The 19,929-nt window shown below is 28.9% G+C and carries 15 protein-coding genes and 1 pseudogene; 1 reads left to right on the forward strand and 15 read right to left on the reverse strand.

Annotated elements, in window-relative coordinates; all coding sequences use genetic code 11:
* Window positions 1-55: 55 nt before the first annotated feature.
* The 5 genes and pseudogenes from ACYUEX_RS06900 to ACYUEX_RS06920 all read right to left on the reverse strand — a co-directional run.
* Window positions 56-214 (reverse strand): annotated as a pseudogene (locus tag ACYUEX_RS06900) (LiaF transmembrane domain-containing protein); the annotation flags it as partial.
* A gap of 43 nt (window positions 215-257) precedes the next feature.
* Window positions 258-1,193, reverse strand: coding sequence for a DUF5692 family protein (locus ACYUEX_RS06905; RefSeq protein WP_460287235.1), 936 nt, complete (start codon window positions 1,191-1,193; stop codon window positions 258-260).
* A gap of 269 nt (window positions 1,194-1,462) precedes the next feature.
* Entirely contained in the window at window positions 1,463-2,290 is an 828-nt protein-coding gene (locus ACYUEX_RS06910; RefSeq protein WP_460287237.1) for a helix-turn-helix domain-containing protein, read from the reverse strand.
* Window positions 2,291-2,480: 190 nt separating this feature from the next.
* On the reverse strand, window positions 2,481-4,370 hold the full coding sequence (locus tag ACYUEX_RS06915) for an endonuclease MutS2 (RefSeq protein WP_460287239.1): 1,890 nt from the start codon (window positions 4,368-4,370) through the stop codon (window positions 2,481-2,483).
* 442 nt (window positions 4,371-4,812) lie between these two features.
* Window positions 4,813-5,340, reverse strand: a complete 528-nt coding sequence (locus tag ACYUEX_RS06920) for a hypothetical protein (RefSeq protein ID WP_460287240.1) — start codon at window positions 5,338-5,340, stop codon at window positions 4,813-4,815.
* Between the two features lie 439 nt (window positions 5,341-5,779).
* On the opposite strand from ACYUEX_RS06920, the gene ACYUEX_RS06925 reads away from it, so the two are divergent.
* The gene (locus tag ACYUEX_RS06925) at window positions 5,780-7,195 is read left to right on the forward strand and encodes a DUF4317 domain-containing protein (RefSeq protein WP_460287241.1); all 1,416 of its coding nucleotides are present in this window, start codon (window positions 5,780-5,782) and stop codon (window positions 7,193-7,195) included.
* 316 nt (window positions 7,196-7,511) lie between these two features.
* On the opposite strand, the gene ACYUEX_RS06930 is transcribed toward ACYUEX_RS06925, so the two are convergent.
* The 10 genes from ACYUEX_RS06930 to ACYUEX_RS06975 all read right to left on the reverse strand — a co-directional run bounded on the left by ACYUEX_RS06930 (window position 7,512) and on the right by ACYUEX_RS06975 (window position 19,775).
* On the reverse strand, window positions 7,512-8,717 hold the full coding sequence (locus ACYUEX_RS06930; protein ID WP_460287242.1) for an MFS transporter: 1,206 nt from the start codon (window positions 8,715-8,717) through the stop codon (window positions 7,512-7,514).
* Between the two features lie 137 nt (window positions 8,718-8,854).
* Window positions 8,855-10,252: an MATE family efflux transporter gene (locus ACYUEX_RS06935; RefSeq protein ID WP_460287244.1), complete on the reverse strand. Its 1,398-nt coding sequence runs from the start codon at window positions 10,250-10,252 to the stop codon at window positions 8,855-8,857.
* Window positions 10,253-10,324: 72 nt separating this feature from the next.
* The gene (purF, locus tag ACYUEX_RS06940; protein WP_460287245.1) at window positions 10,325-11,743 is read right to left on the reverse strand and encodes an amidophosphoribosyltransferase; all 1,419 of its coding nucleotides are present in this window, start codon (window positions 11,741-11,743) and stop codon (window positions 10,325-10,327) included.
* 57 nt (window positions 11,744-11,800) lie between these two features.
* A complete protein-coding gene (locus ACYUEX_RS06945; protein WP_460287247.1) occupies window positions 11,801-12,463 on the reverse strand; it encodes an HAD family hydrolase in 663 nt (220 codons plus the stop codon).
* Between the two features lie 70 nt (window positions 12,464-12,533).
* The gene (locus ACYUEX_RS06950) at window positions 12,534-13,187 is read right to left on the reverse strand and encodes a dihydrofolate reductase family protein (protein WP_460287248.1); all 654 of its coding nucleotides are present in this window, start codon (window positions 13,185-13,187) and stop codon (window positions 12,534-12,536) included.
* Window positions 13,188-13,275: 88 nt separating this feature from the next.
* Window positions 13,276-14,394 (reverse strand): sugar ABC transporter substrate-binding protein, encoded by a 1,119-nt coding sequence (locus ACYUEX_RS06955; RefSeq protein WP_460287249.1) that lies wholly within the window; start codon window positions 14,392-14,394, stop codon window positions 13,276-13,278.
* 50 nt (window positions 14,395-14,444) lie between these two features.
* Window positions 14,445-16,385 (reverse strand): alpha-amylase family protein, encoded by a 1,941-nt coding sequence (locus tag ACYUEX_RS06960; RefSeq protein WP_460287250.1) that lies wholly within the window; start codon window positions 16,383-16,385, stop codon window positions 14,445-14,447.
* 25 nt (window positions 16,386-16,410) lie between these two features.
* Window positions 16,411-17,424 (reverse strand): zinc-dependent alcohol dehydrogenase, encoded by a 1,014-nt coding sequence (locus ACYUEX_RS06965; RefSeq protein ID WP_460287251.1) that lies wholly within the window; start codon window positions 17,422-17,424, stop codon window positions 16,411-16,413.
* 952 nt (window positions 17,425-18,376) lie between these two features.
* Window positions 18,377-18,757, reverse strand: a complete 381-nt coding sequence (locus ACYUEX_RS06970) for a MerR family transcriptional regulator (RefSeq protein WP_411167849.1) — start codon at window positions 18,755-18,757, stop codon at window positions 18,377-18,379.
* A 31-nt stretch (window positions 18,758-18,788) separates the two neighbouring features.
* Window positions 18,789-19,775 (reverse strand): aldo/keto reductase, encoded by a 987-nt coding sequence (locus tag ACYUEX_RS06975; protein ID WP_460287252.1) that lies wholly within the window; start codon window positions 19,773-19,775, stop codon window positions 18,789-18,791.
* Between the last annotated feature and the right edge of the window lie 154 nt (window positions 19,776-19,929).

Raw genomic sequence — 19,929 nt, forward strand, 5'->3', positions numbered from 1 at the left:
CGTTCGTAAATAATTAGTTCCTATGCAAACTATTTTATTACTTTTTATATAAATAGTCAATATATTTTATACTAGCACCAAATGAATTTTTAAATCTAACATGACTTTCGTCTTCTACATCAATTTTCTCAAACTTATAGTCTTCACAATTGTATTTTTTATTAATCCACTTTGAAACTAAAAGCGAGGTTGTAATTATATCTAACAGCCTCGCTTTTTTACTATTAAATTATTTTAACAAACTATGATTTCTTTAATTATATATTCTCAGCTATAATTTTCTTGTATGCTTTTGTATCAGTATATATTTCATCTTTAATAGGATTAATCTTATTTTTAAATATTTTTCTAAATTGATAAATAACAAGGGCTACATTTGCTATTAATGATAGTAGACTAACTACAAAAAAGACTGTAGGATTATGTGTAGTTGACACTGGAGCAATCTTATCTGCAAATTGAGGTACTGTTAATGAAAACATTGCCCAAAAGGCTAAAGTATGTGCTCTATGCTGTAGCCATGCCCCTTTTTTAATAACGATTGCTGGTATTGTACATGAAATTAATAATGCTAGTCCACAATAGAAGGAATGATCAGCTATACAATTATAGGTATATGCAAAATTCCATAAATCATAGGCAATAATCCATGGCCATATCATATCTGGCCATATCATATCTTGTGTTTTATCCTTTGACACATATATTCCAAGCCATCCACAAATAGCAATAATATTAAGCATTCCCGCAATACCATTCATAATATTCCAAGGGCCAGACATAACCCAAAGATTATTTATATATGTGCCTTCCCATGCACCATATGAAAAACATTGAAAGTCACGTATTACAGCTTCCATGATATTAATAGCTAAAATTAATGGTGGAAACAATAACATCCATTTCTTTTTTGCTAAGGAAGGTATATATCTAATAGCCATAAAGCCTAAACACCCAGCTAAGGCCGAATAAGCTTTTACCCAGTTAAACCAATTTCCAGTTCCATATTCATTTCCTGGTGCTGCTGTTTGAGGCCATACAAAAATAGTTAATATTGTTGGAACTACTAAAAACAATATTATTCCTGCCCACTTCTTAGAACGAGCAAGTTCATTAAATGCCATTAGTGAAAATAATACAAAAAACCAAATTCCCCAGCCTGTAAAACTTGTAACTTCATATAAAATTCCCATTTTAATTCCTCCAAAATTCTAACTTCTATTTAATTTATTAATTACTAATAGAAATTAGAACAAAAAGTTACTTTCATATCAATATTTTCTGCTTACAGAGCCTAATAAAAAAGTGGACATATGTAAGTTTACTTATTCCGTCGATCCGCTCCAAGTCAACGCAAACTTACATATGTCCACTTACAAACTGAAGGTAAGGAAAGTATAAATTAAATCTACTTCTTCACTCTCAATTACTAAAAGCCTTATATAATCATCTTTTCAAACTTTTATACTTTCCTAGAAATTATAAAATTAATTATATCTACAATTCTATCACTTAAATTAGGATATTCTTGTTTTATTAAATTTTTTACATCTTCTGCTGAAGTATCTAATGGTAGTGTATTTATTCCTTCTACCTTATTTCCTATAGCTATATTAGCCTTTGCATAGTCTCCTATTGCTATGTCTGATGCTATAGCTCCTGCACCTACTGCATATTTTCCTATTGATACTGCACCAAGGGAAAAAATCCCTATAGCTATTGCCCCAATTGAAAAAGTTCCTAAAGAAATAACACCTACTGCTAATAATAATCCTATTGATAAAAGAGCCAACGTAATTAATCCAATAGATAAAAAACCAAAACTTAAAATCCCAAAAGATATAAAACCTACTGATATTATTCCATATGATATATTTCCTACTGAAACTATACCTTTTGCCTTCTTAAAACCTCTTCCAATATTAATGTGAACAAGTGGTAATCCAAATAATATTCTCTTACTTTTATATTCATATTCCACTGAAGACCTTCTATTTATATTAATAACTACCTGTGTTTTTTTATCATCTACTTTTTCTTCTTCCCGTTCTTCTCTATTATTTATTTCATTACTTTGTAAAATATCAAATTCATCACTATCTTTAACTAAACTATCAATAGTTACATTATATAGTTCAGCTATTGCTATTAACTTCTTCAAATCTGGTATTGATTGTCCTAACTCCCATTTTGAAATTGCTTGTCTTGATACCCCTAATTTCTCTGCTAATTCTTCTTGAGATAGTCTATTATTATTTCTTAATAATTGTAATTTTTCAGCTAAACTCAATTACTTCACCTCCATAAAAAAATTATACATAATTACCATATTTTAATCTACCAACTATCAGTTTCTTTTTGTCAACCATCAGTTGCACCTCTGTATTTACAAGTATTCATCTGTGGTTAATAAAATTTTAATGCATATTTTTTATATTAGCTTCACATTCTCAATCTACTTATTATATTGTTTGCTTTAATTATTTGAAGTGACCTTTTTTAATTTCCCTTAAAGCCTTCTTAGACCCTCTCTCTATGTCCTTATTAAGTTTTCTTTGCTTATAAGCAACAAATAATTGATTTAAGTCATATCCCTCTGGATATAGTTCTGAGGCTTTAATTTCTAACTTTAATCTCTTATAATTTACCTCAACAAACTCTTTGTTAAATAAAATAATTACATTATTATACTTATCCTTTTCTTTATAAACAATGGCACTTTCATTCTTATCTAGCCAAAGAACCTTATCTCCTACAGCAAATTCATAATATTCTACGCTTTCCTCTTCAACTTCCTTTTTCTTATTAACTTTGCTATCCTTTATTAGTTCATAATTATAGTTCTTACTTTCTATATATCTTCTAGTTTTTTCAATTATATTATCTAAAATCCCCATTTTCTTTGATATATAAAGAGCATTACTATCTCCTGTCTTTCCTATATTAAGCTTATATAAAGGTTCTAAGGTTTCCTTTTTAAACTCCATTGCTGCATTTTCAAAGTCTGGATGTTGCTCTGAAAAGTTTTTAATTTCTCCATAGTGAGTTGTTGCTACTGTTATGCATCCCTTATGATACAATTCCTCTAAGATAGCTATTGCTAAAGCTGCTCCCTCATTTGGCTCTGTTCCACTACCAATTTCATCAAATAATAATAATGTTGATTTATTGCTTTCTTTTATTATATAAGCTAAGTTTTTTACATGAGATGAAAAAGTGCTTAAAGCATTTTCTACACTTTGATTATCACCTATATCTACAAATATCTTATTAAATATAGAGATTTCTGTACCTTCTTTAGCTTTTATATGAAAGCCTGATTGTGTTGCAAGAGTTAACATTCCCAAAGTTTTTAATACTACTGTTTTTCCTCCTGCATTTGGCCCTGTTATAATTAATGATCTATAATTCTTTCCTATTTCAAAATCTAATGGTACTCCATTTTTAATTAAAGGATAGCTTCCTTTAACTACTTTTATATAACCATGCTCATTTATCTTAGGCTTTATACCGTCTATATCTTTACTATACTTTGCTTTTGCCCAAATCATATCATACTCTGATATTACCTCAACATTAATTTTAATTTCTTTTATTTTTTCATATAACATTTCTGTTAAAGTAGCTAATATTTTATATTCCTCTATAGACTCTTCAGCTTTTAAAATTGCTAGTTCAGAAGTGTATTTACCTACTACATTTGGCTCTATAAATACGGTATTACCCTTTAATGATGTTTCAATAATTGCACCTTCAACTTGATTTTTAAAGGCAGCTTTTATAGGAATAGTATATCTGCCATTTCTTTGACTTATAAAAAACTCTTGTATATATTGTTTATTTTCAGAATTTTTTAAGAATCTTTCAAGTCTCTCTTTTATTTTCCCTTCACATATATCAATGTGCCTTCTTATTTTTTTAAGCTCCTTTGAAGCATTGGAATCTATTCTATTTCCTACTATTGATATATTTATTTCCTCTTCTATATAGCTTAAATCTGTTATATTATTGCTATATAAACTTAAAGTAGGGGCATAACCTTCTTTATCCTTCATAAATACTTTAAGCTTTCTGCAACCTCTTAAAAAGTTTGCCATCATACTTAAATCCTCTGGATCTAATGAGGCACCCTTCTCCATTTTATCTATAAGTGGACTTACATTAAATATTCCATCAAAAGGTATATTGTATGAAGCATCTAAAAGTGTTCTTCCCTCAGAGGTTTCATCCAATCTTCTATTTACTACCTTTATATTAGTACTTGGTTCTAATTTATCTATTATTGATTTCCCTAAGCCACTAGCACAATATCCTTTAACTATTTCCTTTAATTGATTATAATGCAATTTTTCTAATGTTGTATTATCCATTTGTAAATTCCTTCCTTAACTTTATTCAAGTCAACGAAACATAGACAGACTTCATTTTGAATTTATTATAAAATAAAAAAAGCTATGGATACTCCACAGCTTAAATCGCAACATAAGTAAGGGTAATACCCCCAAAGTAGTTTCGTGGACTCGTATCTTCAAATAGTGATTAATTCCATAACAAATAAAGGTCTTTTACACCTTAATTTTTTAGAATTAATATTAAGTTACTATTTTAGATACTAAACACTCACAAAAATACCTCTCTTTATTTGAAATCTATCTATTAAACATTATATATAAAAATGTATATTTTATCAACTTTATTTTAGGATATATTTATTTATTATACTGTTATTTTCATTATAATAAATAAAACCATATAATTGAAGTTTTCCCAGCTCCGTTAACTCCTAAAAAGTTGTAAAGGTTGGCATATTATTTACCTATAATTTTTACTCGCTCTTTTTGTAATACTAATTAAGAGTAATTGTATTACTGATATAAATACAATTACTAATGCAACAAATACATATAATATTTCATTTTCACTCTTTGGTAAATCATCTCTAAAAAATCTTGCAATCTTTGCATCTGAATATTTAACATCAATTATTGTACTTTTTTCTTCACCGCCATCTGGTGAAACAATTTTACCATGAACTACGTAATTTCCCAATAATACTGGATCATTTACCACTCCATATGGTAAGTTTCCTTTTAATTCAATATAATGTGGATCTATATCTTTATCTGGATACTTTTCCTTTAATATCTTTTTAAGTTTAGCTTTATCCTCACCTACTTTAAAAACTGGTCCTGTATTTCCTGAAGCTCTTTCAACTTTTATACTAATATCTTCACTTGTTAAAGGAACCTTTGGCGTTATCCTCATTGGAATGAAATAGAATGCTAGTACTCCTATACTAATGAATAACATAATAATTAAAACTATTTTTATCTTTTTCATTTTAATTCTCCATCCCTTTCATTTCCACATAAATGTATTATTTAACCAATTAGGTATACTTCTATTCTTCCATATTACTATTCCATTATCAATAATAATTAATAATAGAAATATTTTTCCCAATACTTTCTAAAGAAAGCTATTTATATAATATACCAAATTTAATGAACAATAAAAGTTACCTATCAAATTTTATTATTCCTTTCTCTTTATATGCATAATTATTAAAAGAAGATCTAATGATTATTGTTTGTATCCCATCTGCTTTAAGTTCCCCTAATTAAACCTTTAATTAATGTAAAAAAAATATTATACTTAAGTAAGTGTACAAATCTTTGATTTGACTTTCAGAAACTTAATAATTGAAATGAATATTACAATTAGTTTGATTATAATTAATACCTACAAATAAAAAAAGACTAGATTGAGGAGTTTATATATGAGAAAAAAAGATATACTTGAGTTAAAAAGACGCTTAAAAAAAGATCATTGTACCTTCACTAAAATGTGTGGTTGCTATGTTAATGGAGAAAAACATATTATTTTAAAATTTAGAGAAACATTTCTTAATTTAGATGAGGATGAATACTTTAAATACTTAGAAATTGCTAAAAAAGTACTGTCTGGAACTATTGGAAATAATATTTTAGAGCTTAACTTTCCAATTAATGAAGATCTTATAAATGAAAGACAAATTTCTCTTATGCAGCTTAAAAACAGTCAATTAAAGGATGATGCTCTTCTTGATGATTTTTATGAATCAATTATAGATAATTACGATTATACTGGTAACTTTTTAATACTTGTTTTTCATGACGCTTATGATGTTATTACTAAAACTAAAGATAATGCAAAGATAGATGAATCTGAAGAAGTATATGAATATGTTTTGTGTGCAATATGTCCCGTTTCACTTTCAGAGCCTGGTCTTAGATACTTTGAAGAAGAAAACAAAATAAAAGCACGTATTAGAGATTGGGTGGTTGATGCTCCAACTAATGGCTTTGTGTTTCCTGCTTTTATTGATAGAAGTTCAGATGTTAACTCTATTATGTATTACACAAAAAATGCAAAGGATACACATCCTGAATTAATGGAAAATGCTTTAGGTTGTTATTCAAAACAAACTGCTACTATACAGAAAGAAACATTCCAATCAATTATTAAAGATTCTTTTAGTGCTGATGAAAAGAAGGCTGATAAAATTTTTATGGAAGTGCAAGAAAATCTAAATACTATGATAGAAGAATACAATTGTATATATGATGATACAGATTGTGAACCTATAACTTTAACTAAGAATGATATACAAAACCTTTTAATAGATAGTGGAGTTACTGAAGAAATTACTAGTAAGATTGAAAAATCCTATGTAGAAACCTTTGGTGATGACCTTCCTCTAGTAGAAAATTTAATTGATGCAAAAGCACTTAAAGCAAGTGAACAAAGAAAAAAGGAAGAACGCCTTGAGAAACAAGTAGAAATACTTCAGACTAAACTTGATCAAGTTAAACAAGAGGCTGCTGTAGATAATGAAGCTCTTCTATCTACAGAAAGTAATTATGATAATCCAGCAAATAATGATGATAGTTTAGAAGGTACTAATGATAATATGATTTTAGAAGAAGTTTCTGAAACTGATTCAGAAGAAACTTTAGAAACTAACTTAGAGAAAGTTGAAGATATAAATTCAGAGGATAATAATACTACTACTGATTATGATGTTATACTTCAAGTAAAACCTGAAAAAATACCTCAAATAAAATCTCAAATAATTGATGGCCAAAAATGCATAGTTATTCCTATTAATGAGGATGAACAAACTACAGTTAATGGCTTAGATGACTTGATTTAAGAAATATAAAATAGCAAACTTAAAGATAAAGTTTGCTATTTTCTTTACTATTTCTTATTTATTAAACTTTAATCGCAATATATATTACATCATTTTCCATATTGCTGTTATAAGAGTTATATCTTTTACACTTATTTTCATCATAATAAACTTTATAAATTAATAATGAGGTTGTATTTTCCTAGTATTCATATAGAACTTTATGGCAAAGAGAAAAAGCACCAATCCAACTGAACTTCCTCTATCAAGTATACATAGGACAGTTCAACTCAGATTGTGCTTCTCTATTAATAAAATTTATTTAATTACTTTTACATCAGCTCCCTGTTTTTCTACAGAATAATAATCCTCCAATGAGTATTACAGGAAAAATAGCTGCTGCCAAAATCCCTTTTTTCAAGTCATTATTCAGGCTTTCCGAAACAAATCCAACAAAGCTTGGTCCTGCCGAGCATCCCAGATCTCCTGCTAAAGCAAGCAAGGCGAACATTGCTGTTCCTCCCCCTTTAATTCTGGCAAACGATATACTAAATACTCCTGGCCACATAATACCTACTGACAACCCACTTAGAGCACATCCAATTAATCCCCATATTGGAGATGGTGAAAGAGAAACCATTAAATAACTTATAAAACATAAGCCTCCACTTAGCATCATAAATTTCTGCAATTCTATTTTATTGCTGAATTTTGCATAAAATACCCTGGCACTTCCCATAAGAATAGCAAATGTACATGGTCCTGCCAAATCACCTATTGTTTTAGACACACCAAGTCCAGCTTCTGCAAAAGCAGATGCCCACTGACTAATGGATTGTTCACATGCTCCTGCACATATCATCAAAATAATCATACCCCAGAAAATATTTTTCTTCATAAGTTGCTTAATACTTAGACCTTCTTCTTTATCTAATGTATGAATAGGTACAATAGTATAGTAAATCCCATTCAACAATGGAACTATGGCCAAGATAACGGAAAGTATTCTCCAGTTCGAAATGCCAACTACAATAAAAAAAACAGTAGATAATAGAATAACGCCCGCCTGTCCCCAGCAGTAAAAAGAATGTAACAGACTCATCACTGCTTCTTTTTGCTCAGTTGGACACGCTTCCACAATTGGACTGACCAGTACCTCAGTGAGACCACCTCCAACTGCATACAGCATAACTGCTATAAGCAAACCAACAAAAGGATTAGAGAAAAGTGTCGGCAAAATCGAGAGTGCAATCAGCCCAGTAGCAGCAAAGATATGTGCACTCACAATGGATATCCGGTATCCAATTTTATCAACAAACCTTGCAGATAACAAATCCACCAGCAACTGAATTCCAAAATTAAATGTAATAAGTAAGGCAATCTTGTCGAATGATACATTATACTCTTTCTGAAAAGTTAAAAATAACAGCGGTGCAAAATTGTTGATAATTGCCTGTACAATATAACCAATAAATGAAGCATAAATGGTATGATTGTAATTCTCGCTAATTTTTAATTTAGTTCGCATTTTAATATCCCTCATTTCTTTTTCATGCTCTATGTTTTGACAATATCACTTACATATTCTGCAAAATAAAAATCCTACATTTAAAACTTGAACATCTCACTTAAATCTAAATACGAACATGATGAAACTTTATTAAAAATTTAACTTTAATATTAACATTCCGTAATAGATGGTTTTGCTGATTTAGTTACATCTTTTTCAGTAATATTTGCCATCCATTTTTTTGAATACATTAATTTTAGTCCAATAATTAATCTAATAAGCTCCTCACTAGAAATTAGCAAATAAACCCATTCAATAGGAAGTTTGAAGATAAATGCTGAGATAAATCCTATTGGAACTCCTATTCCCCATGTTCCAAACATATCCAAATATAATGTATACTTAGTTTGTCCACCACTTCTTAAGATCCCACCACCTATTATCATATTTGAAACCTTAATCCATAATACTAATGCAAACACAATTATTAACTTTATTGTATAATCCTTTAAATCATTAGATACATTAAATAAAATTACATATAACTTAGATATTGAAATTAATAAAACTCCAAATATTGCTGAACCAACAATACCTAAATGAACAAACTTTCGTGAATACTTAAATGCTTCATCATTTTCATCTTTACCAAGCTTATTTCCTATCATAATTCCTGCTGCAACACTGACTCCTGAAAATAATCCAATGCTGAAGCTTTGTATTGGAAATGTTAATGTCATTGCCGCAACTTGTGCTGTACCTATTCTTCCATATACAGTAGAGTACATTGTTTCACCTAAGGCCCAAAAGAACTCATTTATTAATATTGGAGTAGTTATTATCATAATTTTCTTTAAAAAATCAAATGATAAATCAGAAATTTGTTTTATTTTAAATGCTCCTGGATATTTCTTTAAATAGATACATCCCAAAAGAACCAAAACTTCTAAAAATCTAGTTATAGTGGTAGCATAAGCTGCACCTTGTATCCCCATTTTAGGAAATCCAAATTTACCAAATATAAGAATATAATTTAGTAAAGTATTCATCACTATTCCAAATATTCCTGCAAACATAGGTAATTTAACATGATCTGTACTTCTTAAAACTGATGAATACATAGTGATTAGAAGTACTGGTATATACCCAACTGCAGTAATCTTAAGGTATTCACTTCCTAGCTCAATTATTTTAGGATCATTTGTATAACAAGTTAATACTTGAGTTGTAAATACAAATGAAAACAAAGAAAATATTAAAGTTATAGCAAGCCCAAAAAATAAATTTCCACCAAAGGAACGTGCTATATTTTCTTTATCTTTTTTTCCCCAATATTGGGATATCATAATGGAAGTTGAAGCACCAATAGCATTTAAAGTTACTATAAAAATATTTGGAAATCTTGATCCTAGTCCTACAGCTGCAATTGCATCTTGTCCTAGTTGTCCTACCATAATTTGATCAATAATACTTAAAGAAGCTTGAAATAAGCTTTGAATAGAAACTGGTATTGCTATTGCTAACATAGTGCTTAAATATTTATTTTTTTTAAAAATTTTTTCAATCATAATTTCTCCTCATTTTCACTTTATTTGTAAGTAGTGCATATTGCACTACTTACTATTATAAGAATTTAAAAATTACCCAATTTTCGGATTTAAATCAATTTGCACTTCTTCTAAATGCGGATACTCTCCATCAAAACACGCTGTACAAAATCCACATTTATCATTCTGTTTTTCAACAGATTTTAATAAACTTTCAATACTAATGAAATTTAGCGAATCTGCTGATAAATATTTTTTTATATCATCTATAGATTTATTAGAAGCTATTAATTCTTTGTTATTTGATGTTGCTACTCCATAAAAACATGAAAACTTTATAGGCGGTGCTGCAACTATAACATGTACTTCTTTTGCTCCAGCTTCTTTTAATTGTTTAACTATACCTTTTAATGTTGTCCCTCTAACTAATGAATCATCTATTAATATCAATCTTTTTCCTTTTACATTTTCTTGTATTGGGCTTAACTTAATTCTAACAGACATTACTCTTTCACTTTGAGTAGATTGTATAAAGGTTCTTCCTGTATATTTATTTTTTACAAAGCCTTGTCCATATGGAATACCACTTTCCTTAGCATAAGAAAGTGCTGCTGGTATTCCAGAATCAGGTACCCCTATAACTAGATCTGCATCTATTTTAAATAATTTTGCTAGTTCTTTTCCCATGTTTTCTCTTGCTTTATAAACGCTTATGCGATCTATTTTACTATCTTCTCTTGCAAAATAGACAAATTCAAATATACAGAGCTTTTTCTCCTTTTTTGCTGGCTTTTTTATACTTTTTATCCCATCTTTATCTATAGTAACCACTTCTCCTGGTTCTACATCTCTTATAAATTCTGCTCCTATAGAATCTAAAGCACAACTTTCTGATGCTATGATATATGAATTATTTAATTTACCAATACAAAGAGGTCTCATACCTAAAGGATCTCTTGCTCCTATAAGTTTATCTTTCGCCATTATAACCAATGAATATGCTCCTTTTACATTATCCATTATATTTAATATACTGTTCTCTATTGATATGCCCCTTTCATGCTCCCTTAATATCATATATCCTAATATTTCTGAGTCTGTTGATGTCTTTAATTTATACTTAGTTAACTGAATTTTTAAATTGTTTATATTTAAAATATGCCCATTATGAGCAATTGCAAATTTTTTTTCTTCATTAGCAATTATAAAAGGTTGAGCATTTATACTTAAATTTTGCCCACTCGTTGCATATCTAACATGGCCTATAGATAAACTGCCTTTCAACTCATTAAGTAAATCTTCATTAAATACTTCATTTACAATGCCTACCTCTTTGAAATATTTTATCTTATCTTCTAGATATACAGCTATTCCACAACTTTGCTGACCTCTATGTTGTAGTGCATATAGCCCATAATAAGTTAACTCACTGCAATTGAATTCTTTACTGAAATCTATAACTCCAAAAACTCCACACTCTTCTTTAAATTTATCGTCTATTTCTAAAGTCATTGTTACTACCTTCTCTCTAATACTTTTGAATATAAGTACAAAAATACAAATATATATTTAAATGTCTAAATATGAATTTATGCTAGAAAATTCACTTATTATCATATCTGAATTTTTTAAATTCTGATTACCTGAATGAGGATTTAAAAAACCAATACACTTCATCCCTGCAGCTTTAGCTGCCTTTACTCCATTTGATGAGTCTTCGATTACAACACATTCATTTGGTGACACATTTAAAAATTGCGCTGCTTTTATAAATATTTCTGGATTAGGTTTACTTTCTTTAACCTCATCTCCACTAACAATAGCTTGGAAAAAATCTCTTATATTTAACTTATTTAAAATTATATCTATTAACTGTTTTGTCGATGATGAAGCTAATCCAATTTTTATGCCTTTTCTTTTTAGATCCTCCAAAAGTTCTTTTACATTTTTTGTTAATGATAGTTTACTCAACATCTCCATATGTTTTATAACATAATTTTTATGATAATCTACTATCACCTCTTTGTTCTCCTTTAAGTTATTATCTTTTATAATCTTTTCCCACATATCTTCTATACTAGTCCCAACAAAGGCTTGATGTTGCTCTTTAGATACATTTACATTAAAGTATGAAAATAAATATCTTTCTATTTCAAAATACACAGGTTCACTATCAACAAGAACTCCATCCATATCAAAAATAACTGCTTTAATCTCTTGTCTATTCATCATTTATCAATCCCCTCAACTACTATGTTGAAAATTAACATATAATTAAACTGTAAGACTCTACTACTATTCTTTATCTTTCAAATCTCAATAAATTATAGTTTTTTCTTGGTTTACATTCTATAAGTTTAAATTTCTTTATATCCTCTAAGTCTTTGAATCCATCACCATCTACAAGTGAAGTGTTATTGTAACCACCTATTATTACTGGTAATTGCATAAGTATTATTTCATCTATTAGATCTTGTTCAAAAAGTGTCCAATTTAAATATCCACCACCTTCAAGCATTATACTTGATATATTAAATTCTTTTTCTAAGTACTCAAAGAATTTCTTAAAGTCAACCTTGTCTTCTCCAAAAAATACGCATACTTTCCCTAAACCCCTTATTAAGTCCGCTTTTGGGTTATTTTTTTGTTCTTCAATTGTTACTACTATTGTCTTTTCACTATCAGTAAAAATATTTGAAGATAAATCTAAATCCATTGTACTTGTTGGCACTATTCTTACCGGACTTTTACTTTCTTCATATCTATTAGTCAAAAATGGATTATCTATATCTATAGTTTTCTTACCAACCATTATCCCATTGACTTTTCCTCTAAACCCATGAATAAATCTTTTATCATCATTATCTAAAAGGTTAAACAAATCCTTGCTAGAATTTCCTGATCCTAATGTTAATTTTCCATCTATTGATACTTGACTAAAAAGTGTTACTTTCATATATCTAACCCTCCCCTACTATTCGCTGAATATTAAACATATTTATTAGTTACTAATTTTTTTAAAATACTTCTGATTATTATTTTAACTAATTTTGATGAAGAACAGCTTTAACTATATCTTCAATTGAAATTGAATCATCTTTTACCATGCTCAATCCCAGCTCTATATCATCCCATATATCTCTCATTTTTAAGTCTACTGGGATACCTTCACTAAAATTAAGTTGTTTCAAAATACCTTTTATATTTTCAGATGCATTTTCTTCAACTTCTTTAATTATTTTTTTACTAACAGGCAACCTATGAACTTCGTTAAATAATCTTAATTGGCATTCATCACTTATCATGTAATTAACAAACTCCATTATAGGTTTCTTATATTCAGATTCTAATGATTTACAAGGAAATACCCATCCTACTGTAGATGTAGCTACTTTTGTTTGTTTACCTTCTATAGTAGGCATTAAGCATACTCCTAATTTATCTTCACATTTTTTAGATAAATAACTATATACCCATTCTCCATTTAAAATACATGCTATTTTCCCATCAATGAAATTTTTTAGCATAGCATCTGTCGCCTTATAATGAACAATTACACCTTCATGTATTGCTTCTCTTAAAAATGAAAATGTTTCTTTTAATGCTTCATGATCTAAATCTAGATTTTCATCTTTAATTGGCCATCCACCAAAAGCCGAAAAAAATGGTATAAACCAATAAGGTGTTTCCAGATCAACAGCTATTGGAACAATTCCTTCTTTTTTTAAATTTCCTTTCATTCTCTTTAAATCTTCAAAATCCATCGGAACATCTTTTACTAATTCTTTGTTATAATAAACAACTGCATTGTTACCTCCTATTATAGGTACACCATATTGCTTACCCTTATAACTCATTGTTTCACATGTCTTCTTGTTCACATAACCTTGAAGTAATGCTTCTGGCACATCAGAAAATAATCCTTGCTCTGCAAATGCTGTTAAATCTGATGGTATCAGTGCTAAATGTGGACCTTTTTTTGTTTTATGAATGTTTGTAAGAGCTTCTATATACTCCACTATATTCATGATTTCTATTTTATAATTTACGTTTGTTATTTCACTTAGTTCTCTAGCTACATCTTCTAGCAAATTTGCTGTTAAATCTGCCTCTCCATCACATTCATGCCATATTATTACTTCACTTTTATCTTTTATACTCATTTCTCATTCCTCACTATCCTTTAATATTATTAATTCTCTATGGAATATTTTTAATTGCTTTGATAATCATTAACTAAAACAATAACTTGTCCAGCTTCTAGCTTATCAATTTCATTGTTTAACACTTTCCTTTGGTCATCTTCTACACTATTTGCAACAATCTTAGGATTTTTTGCAAAGTTGATTGATTCATTTAGCTTTATTACTTTTTCTTCAGCCATATTTAAATTAAATACTACTACTAGCGCTTTATCGATATTTTTATATGCATATATTAGTACTTCATCTGAAGAATTTAAAATTTCAAAATGTTCTGAACTTAATAGATGCAAATATTTGCTTTTACACTCTTTTAAGTTCTGCAATAAATTAAGCATCCCATTAGCATTCTTGTTAGTCCATTTAATCTTCATTTTATTAAAAAAGGCTCTTGGTATTTCTGCTCCATTTGTATTATCCGCCAATCCACAATTTATAGGTTCATCTTCATTTACTTCTCCCCCTGTAGTTACATACGGAATTGCGTTAGGTAAAAACATATTAAATACTGCAATTGAACGAGCTAATTGAATTCCACCATTCCTCGTTGTTATTCTTGGAGTATCTGCAGTCTCAGCACACCCGAATATATGAAGCTTCAAGTTTTGTAATTCTGTTAAAAAATTAGTTAAATTCTCTTTATTTAATCTAGACATTTCTAGCCATTCACTGCCAAGCATTATGTTATAACCACTTTCATAAGCTTTTTCATGGTTTTTATTAAATAAATCCTCGCTCATGAATATAGCATTGGGCTTTAACTCCTTTACTACATCAAATAAATGATTTAATAGTACTGATGGTATAGTATGTCCTATATCAACTCTTATTCCATCTATATCGTATTCTGTAATGCTGTAACGCATAACTTCTTCAAAAAGCTTCCATAATCCATAATTTGGCTCTGTTCCTGGAAACTTATTAGCTTTTATCGTATCAAACATAACATATGGTGGTTGATCATCATTTAAAAACTTTTTAACCTCTGGATATACATCCTTATATATCTTTAAGAAAGTAATGTCTGTCCAAATTGGTTGTACATCATTTACCCAATCTGAATGTGCAGGTGGAGTTGTTATTTTCATTTCTTTTTCAACTAATAACAATAAATCTTCCCCTGTTTCTTCTGATTGAACCTTTAATTTTTCCCATAAACTAGAATTTAATATATCTGGTGATTGAGAAAATTTTCTTAGATGCATTTTAGTCTCTTCAGATTTATATATTGTCTCTAAATTATCATGTGTACACTCTTCAAAAAATCCTAGTTCGGGTATCTGTGGTGTTTTGAAATCATCTAAATATTCTTTTTTAATCCAATATACCCAATCTGGGTGATCCTTTATTATGTCACTGTTACGTGCAGTAACTCTTGGAACAAAATCATTTACTACTCTTATGCCTAAAAGATGACAAGCTTCCACTAATGCAGCATATTCATTGTCTATAGAGAAATCATCCATTTCATTTAACATCTCATCATGTAAATTCTCGTCTAACTTAAAATAATTTTTTATTACATAAGGACCTCCAATATCCCCTTTTTTATATAAGTCACTGTATTCTGTTATGGGTAATAAATATAATATATCTATTCCTATTTTTTTTAGCATAGGTAACAATATAATAAATCTCAAAAATGTTCCCATTTCTAATTTTCCATCATGGTTGTAATCCCAAGCTGTTGAATACCTAACTAGTGAACAATATATTGAACTTTTATTAAAGTCATTATTCAAAGACATTTCATAATTTTGCGATTTTAGAAATTTTAGTAGTATAGAAATATATTCATATGCATCTACTTGAATTTCATCTTCGCTTTCAGATAATATATTTTCAAAATGTATAGTATTCCAAATTTTAGGCATCCACACCAAGTACTTTTTCTTTTCCATTTGACTTTCTATAAACTCATCTATTTTGTTTAAATTACTTACTTTCTTCATTTTTCTACTCTCCATTTTTTCATTTTTATTTAAATTCAAAAACAGTTTTCATAGACTCTATATTATTAGATAATAATTCTTCAAATGCTTCTTTCGCATCTTCTATAGGATATTTTTTAGTTACTAGTTTTTCCAAGCCGTTTAATTTAGTTGCATATTTTATAGCTTTTTCGAATAATAAATTATATTCACCAGCACCTATTATTCTTATACCATTACCTTGATAATAAGCAGGATTAAATTTAAAATTGTAAGAAGGATCAATTCCTAATAAAATAATTCTTCCATCTTTTTCTATCATAGCTTCACACAATTCCATTTGGTTTCCTACAGAGTCTATGATTACATCAAATTTCCTATCCATATTTATTCTTCTTACTTCTTCTGTTAGTTCTTCTGGATAGTATACATAATCAGCTATTTCTTTTGAAAAGTTCTTTCTAAAATCATTCTTTTCAACACTTACAGTTAACCTTGCTATTCTTTTGCAAACCATTTGGGTAAGTACTCCCATTGGTCCAGCCCCTATTATAAGTACTGATTCTTCTGGCTGTATGTTTGCGGCTTTAATATTATGAAGTACGCAAGCTAATGGCTCAACTAACACTGCGGCTCCAAAACTTAAATTATCAGGTATTTTATGAACAAAAGTTTCATCACATACAAAATATTTTGCAAATAACCCAGTCTTATTTACTCCTGCAATAGCTAATTTACCATTATCACCTATACAAAAATTAGTTTGACCATTCTTACAATAATGGCACTTTCCACAATACTGATTAGGATCAATAACTACCCTATCATTAACTTTTACATTTTTTACATTAGGACCAACTTCTACTACTATACCAACTGCTTCATGACCTCTAACAATACCAGATGTACATTCCATGTTTCCTTTTAACATTTGCAAGTCTGTACCACATATTCCTGAATACTTGACTTTAATTTTGACGTCACATTCAGAATATATTTGTGGTTCATTAACCTCCATTACATCAATTTCTCTGTTTTTGTTAATAATTAATCCTTTCATATTAGCTATCATTCCTTTCGATGTGCTCAATGCACAAAATTTTAAAGCTGAATCTATAAATCTATCAGTGCAGTATAACATTTCGCAAGAACAATGCTTAAAGATAAATGTTTGTCTAAATCACAATACATGTATTACACAACTTGATGAAACTATCTCGTTAATCTCTAAAGATTTTACTTCTTCGGTAGCAAGCGCTTGCATAAAAGGGTAAATCATACCCATACTTCAAATATCTTTATGAAATCATAGCCATCAACCAAGTTCAACTTAATTTACTTAAGATATAAAATTTTACCTGAAAAGTATCACTTTATATAAAACACTAATACTTTAAGCTTTGCTCATAGCTAAAACATATCAGTAGGAACCTTCAATACAATATAACCTAAATAAGTAAATATACTCATCTTACACTCATCAATTTTTCCCTCATACTTCTATGTTTGTCTTTTTTAACCACTTTTTAATTATAACTCTTATAATATTAAATTTATACTGTAAATTTTTACAATATATTCCTAATATTTTTGTCTTTTTTTTACAATTATTCCTTTGTAATCCTTTTATTTTATTAAAATTATGTTAACTTTCTATTTTTCGATATATAATTATATATTTAACTAATAATTGACATGTATAATTGTTTACAAAATTATCATTAATAATTCATTTCTTACCCTCATTGATTCTTATGCATAAATGTAAAATTTGAAATGCTTTTTCAACAGTTTATTGTTTTATTTGTATGATTATTTCCATTAATATTTTACAAACTATTGAAAAAAAATTAAGCTGCCGTACTAAAAGATACAAACACAATATATTGCTATTTAATAAAATAACTTATACACTATATTGTAGTTGAATTTCTTTGTACGGCAGCTCCACTTGCACCTAATTATTTATCCTCTTAGAAGTTGACATTCAAAATTTGCTATTTATCCTCTTTTTACTTAACAAGTTTATCTATTTCACTTGAACAATCACCATAAAAATCGTTTATCTTATAATTTGCAAAATCTAAAGTTTTCTGTAATTCATTAATCTTTCTTATAATATTATCTCTTGCCTCTTCTAAAATTTGCTTTCTTGCTTCCCTTGTAGAATCACCTAATCTAGCTAATCTCATATATTCAATAATTGCTTCTAAAGGCATCCCTGCTCTTTTAAACTTCATAGCAAAATCTATCCAATGTAGTGACATCTCATCAAAATCTCTTATCCCATTTTCTTTTCTAGGAACTGGAGGAATCAGTCCGATTCTCTCGTAATACCTAAGATTATCTATTGATATTCCTGTTAATTCTGATACTTCCTTTATTGTCATCATTATCTCTCCAATTTCAACACATACTTTTGCTTTATAATCCAGTTAATATTTCTTGTTCTTTTGGATAACGTTCCCCTATAATTTCAATTTTAGAAAGTGCGTCATTTATCTCAGTTAATTCTGTTGCTGTGAACCTAATATTTTCTGATCCTATATTTTCCTTTAAACGTTCAAGCTTTTTAGTTCCAGGAATCGGCACAATCCAAGTTTTTTGAGCTAGTACCCATGATAGTGCAATTTGTGCTGGTGTTGCATTCTTTTCCTTAGCAATCTTTTTTACTAATTCAGCTAGAGCTTCATTTGCAGAAAGATTTTCTGAATTGAAACGTGGAATTGTGTTTCTAAAGTCATTGCTTTCAAACTTTGTATCTTTATTAATTTCACCAGTTAAGAATCCTTTTCCTAAAGGACTAAATGGTACAAATCCTATTCCAAGCTCCTCAAGAGTTGGTAATAATTCATTCTCTGGTTTTCTCCACCACATAGAATATTCACTTTGAATAGCAGTTACAGGAAGAACTGAATGAGCACGACGAATTGTTTGCGCACCAGCTTCTGAAAGGCCCCAATATCTCACTTTCCCTTCTTCTATTAACCTTTGGACAGTTCCTGCTACTTCTTCAATTGGTACATTAGGATCAACACGATGTTGATATAAAAGATCAATATAATCAGTTCCTAAACGCTTAAGAGAACCTTCAACTGCTTTTCTTATAGTTTCTGGACGACTGTCTACCCCTACTGATTTACCATTTTGAATATTAAAACCGAATTTTGTGGCAATAACTACTTTATCACGGTAAGGTTTTAATGCTTCCCCAACTAATTCTTCATTTGTATATGCTCCATAAACTTCTGCTGTATCAAAAAAAGTTACACCGAAATCTATGGCTGAATGAATTAAAGATATCATATCACTTTTTTCAGGAAAAGGAGGGTAACTTTGACTAATTCCCATGCATCCCAATCCAATAGTTGAAACTTCAAGATTACTATTTCCTAATTTTCTCTTTTTCATAAAACTCACATCCCTCTCAAACATTAATAAATATATGTTCTAAAACATCTTTTATATCATACAACCTTAAGTTAACTTCAGGTCAAGGGATTATTTATTAATTATTAAATAAATTAAAGCTGAGCCTAAAGGCTTCCATAAGACAGCTCATTAA

Source organism: Clostridium sp. CTA-7 (assembly GCF_054768095.1).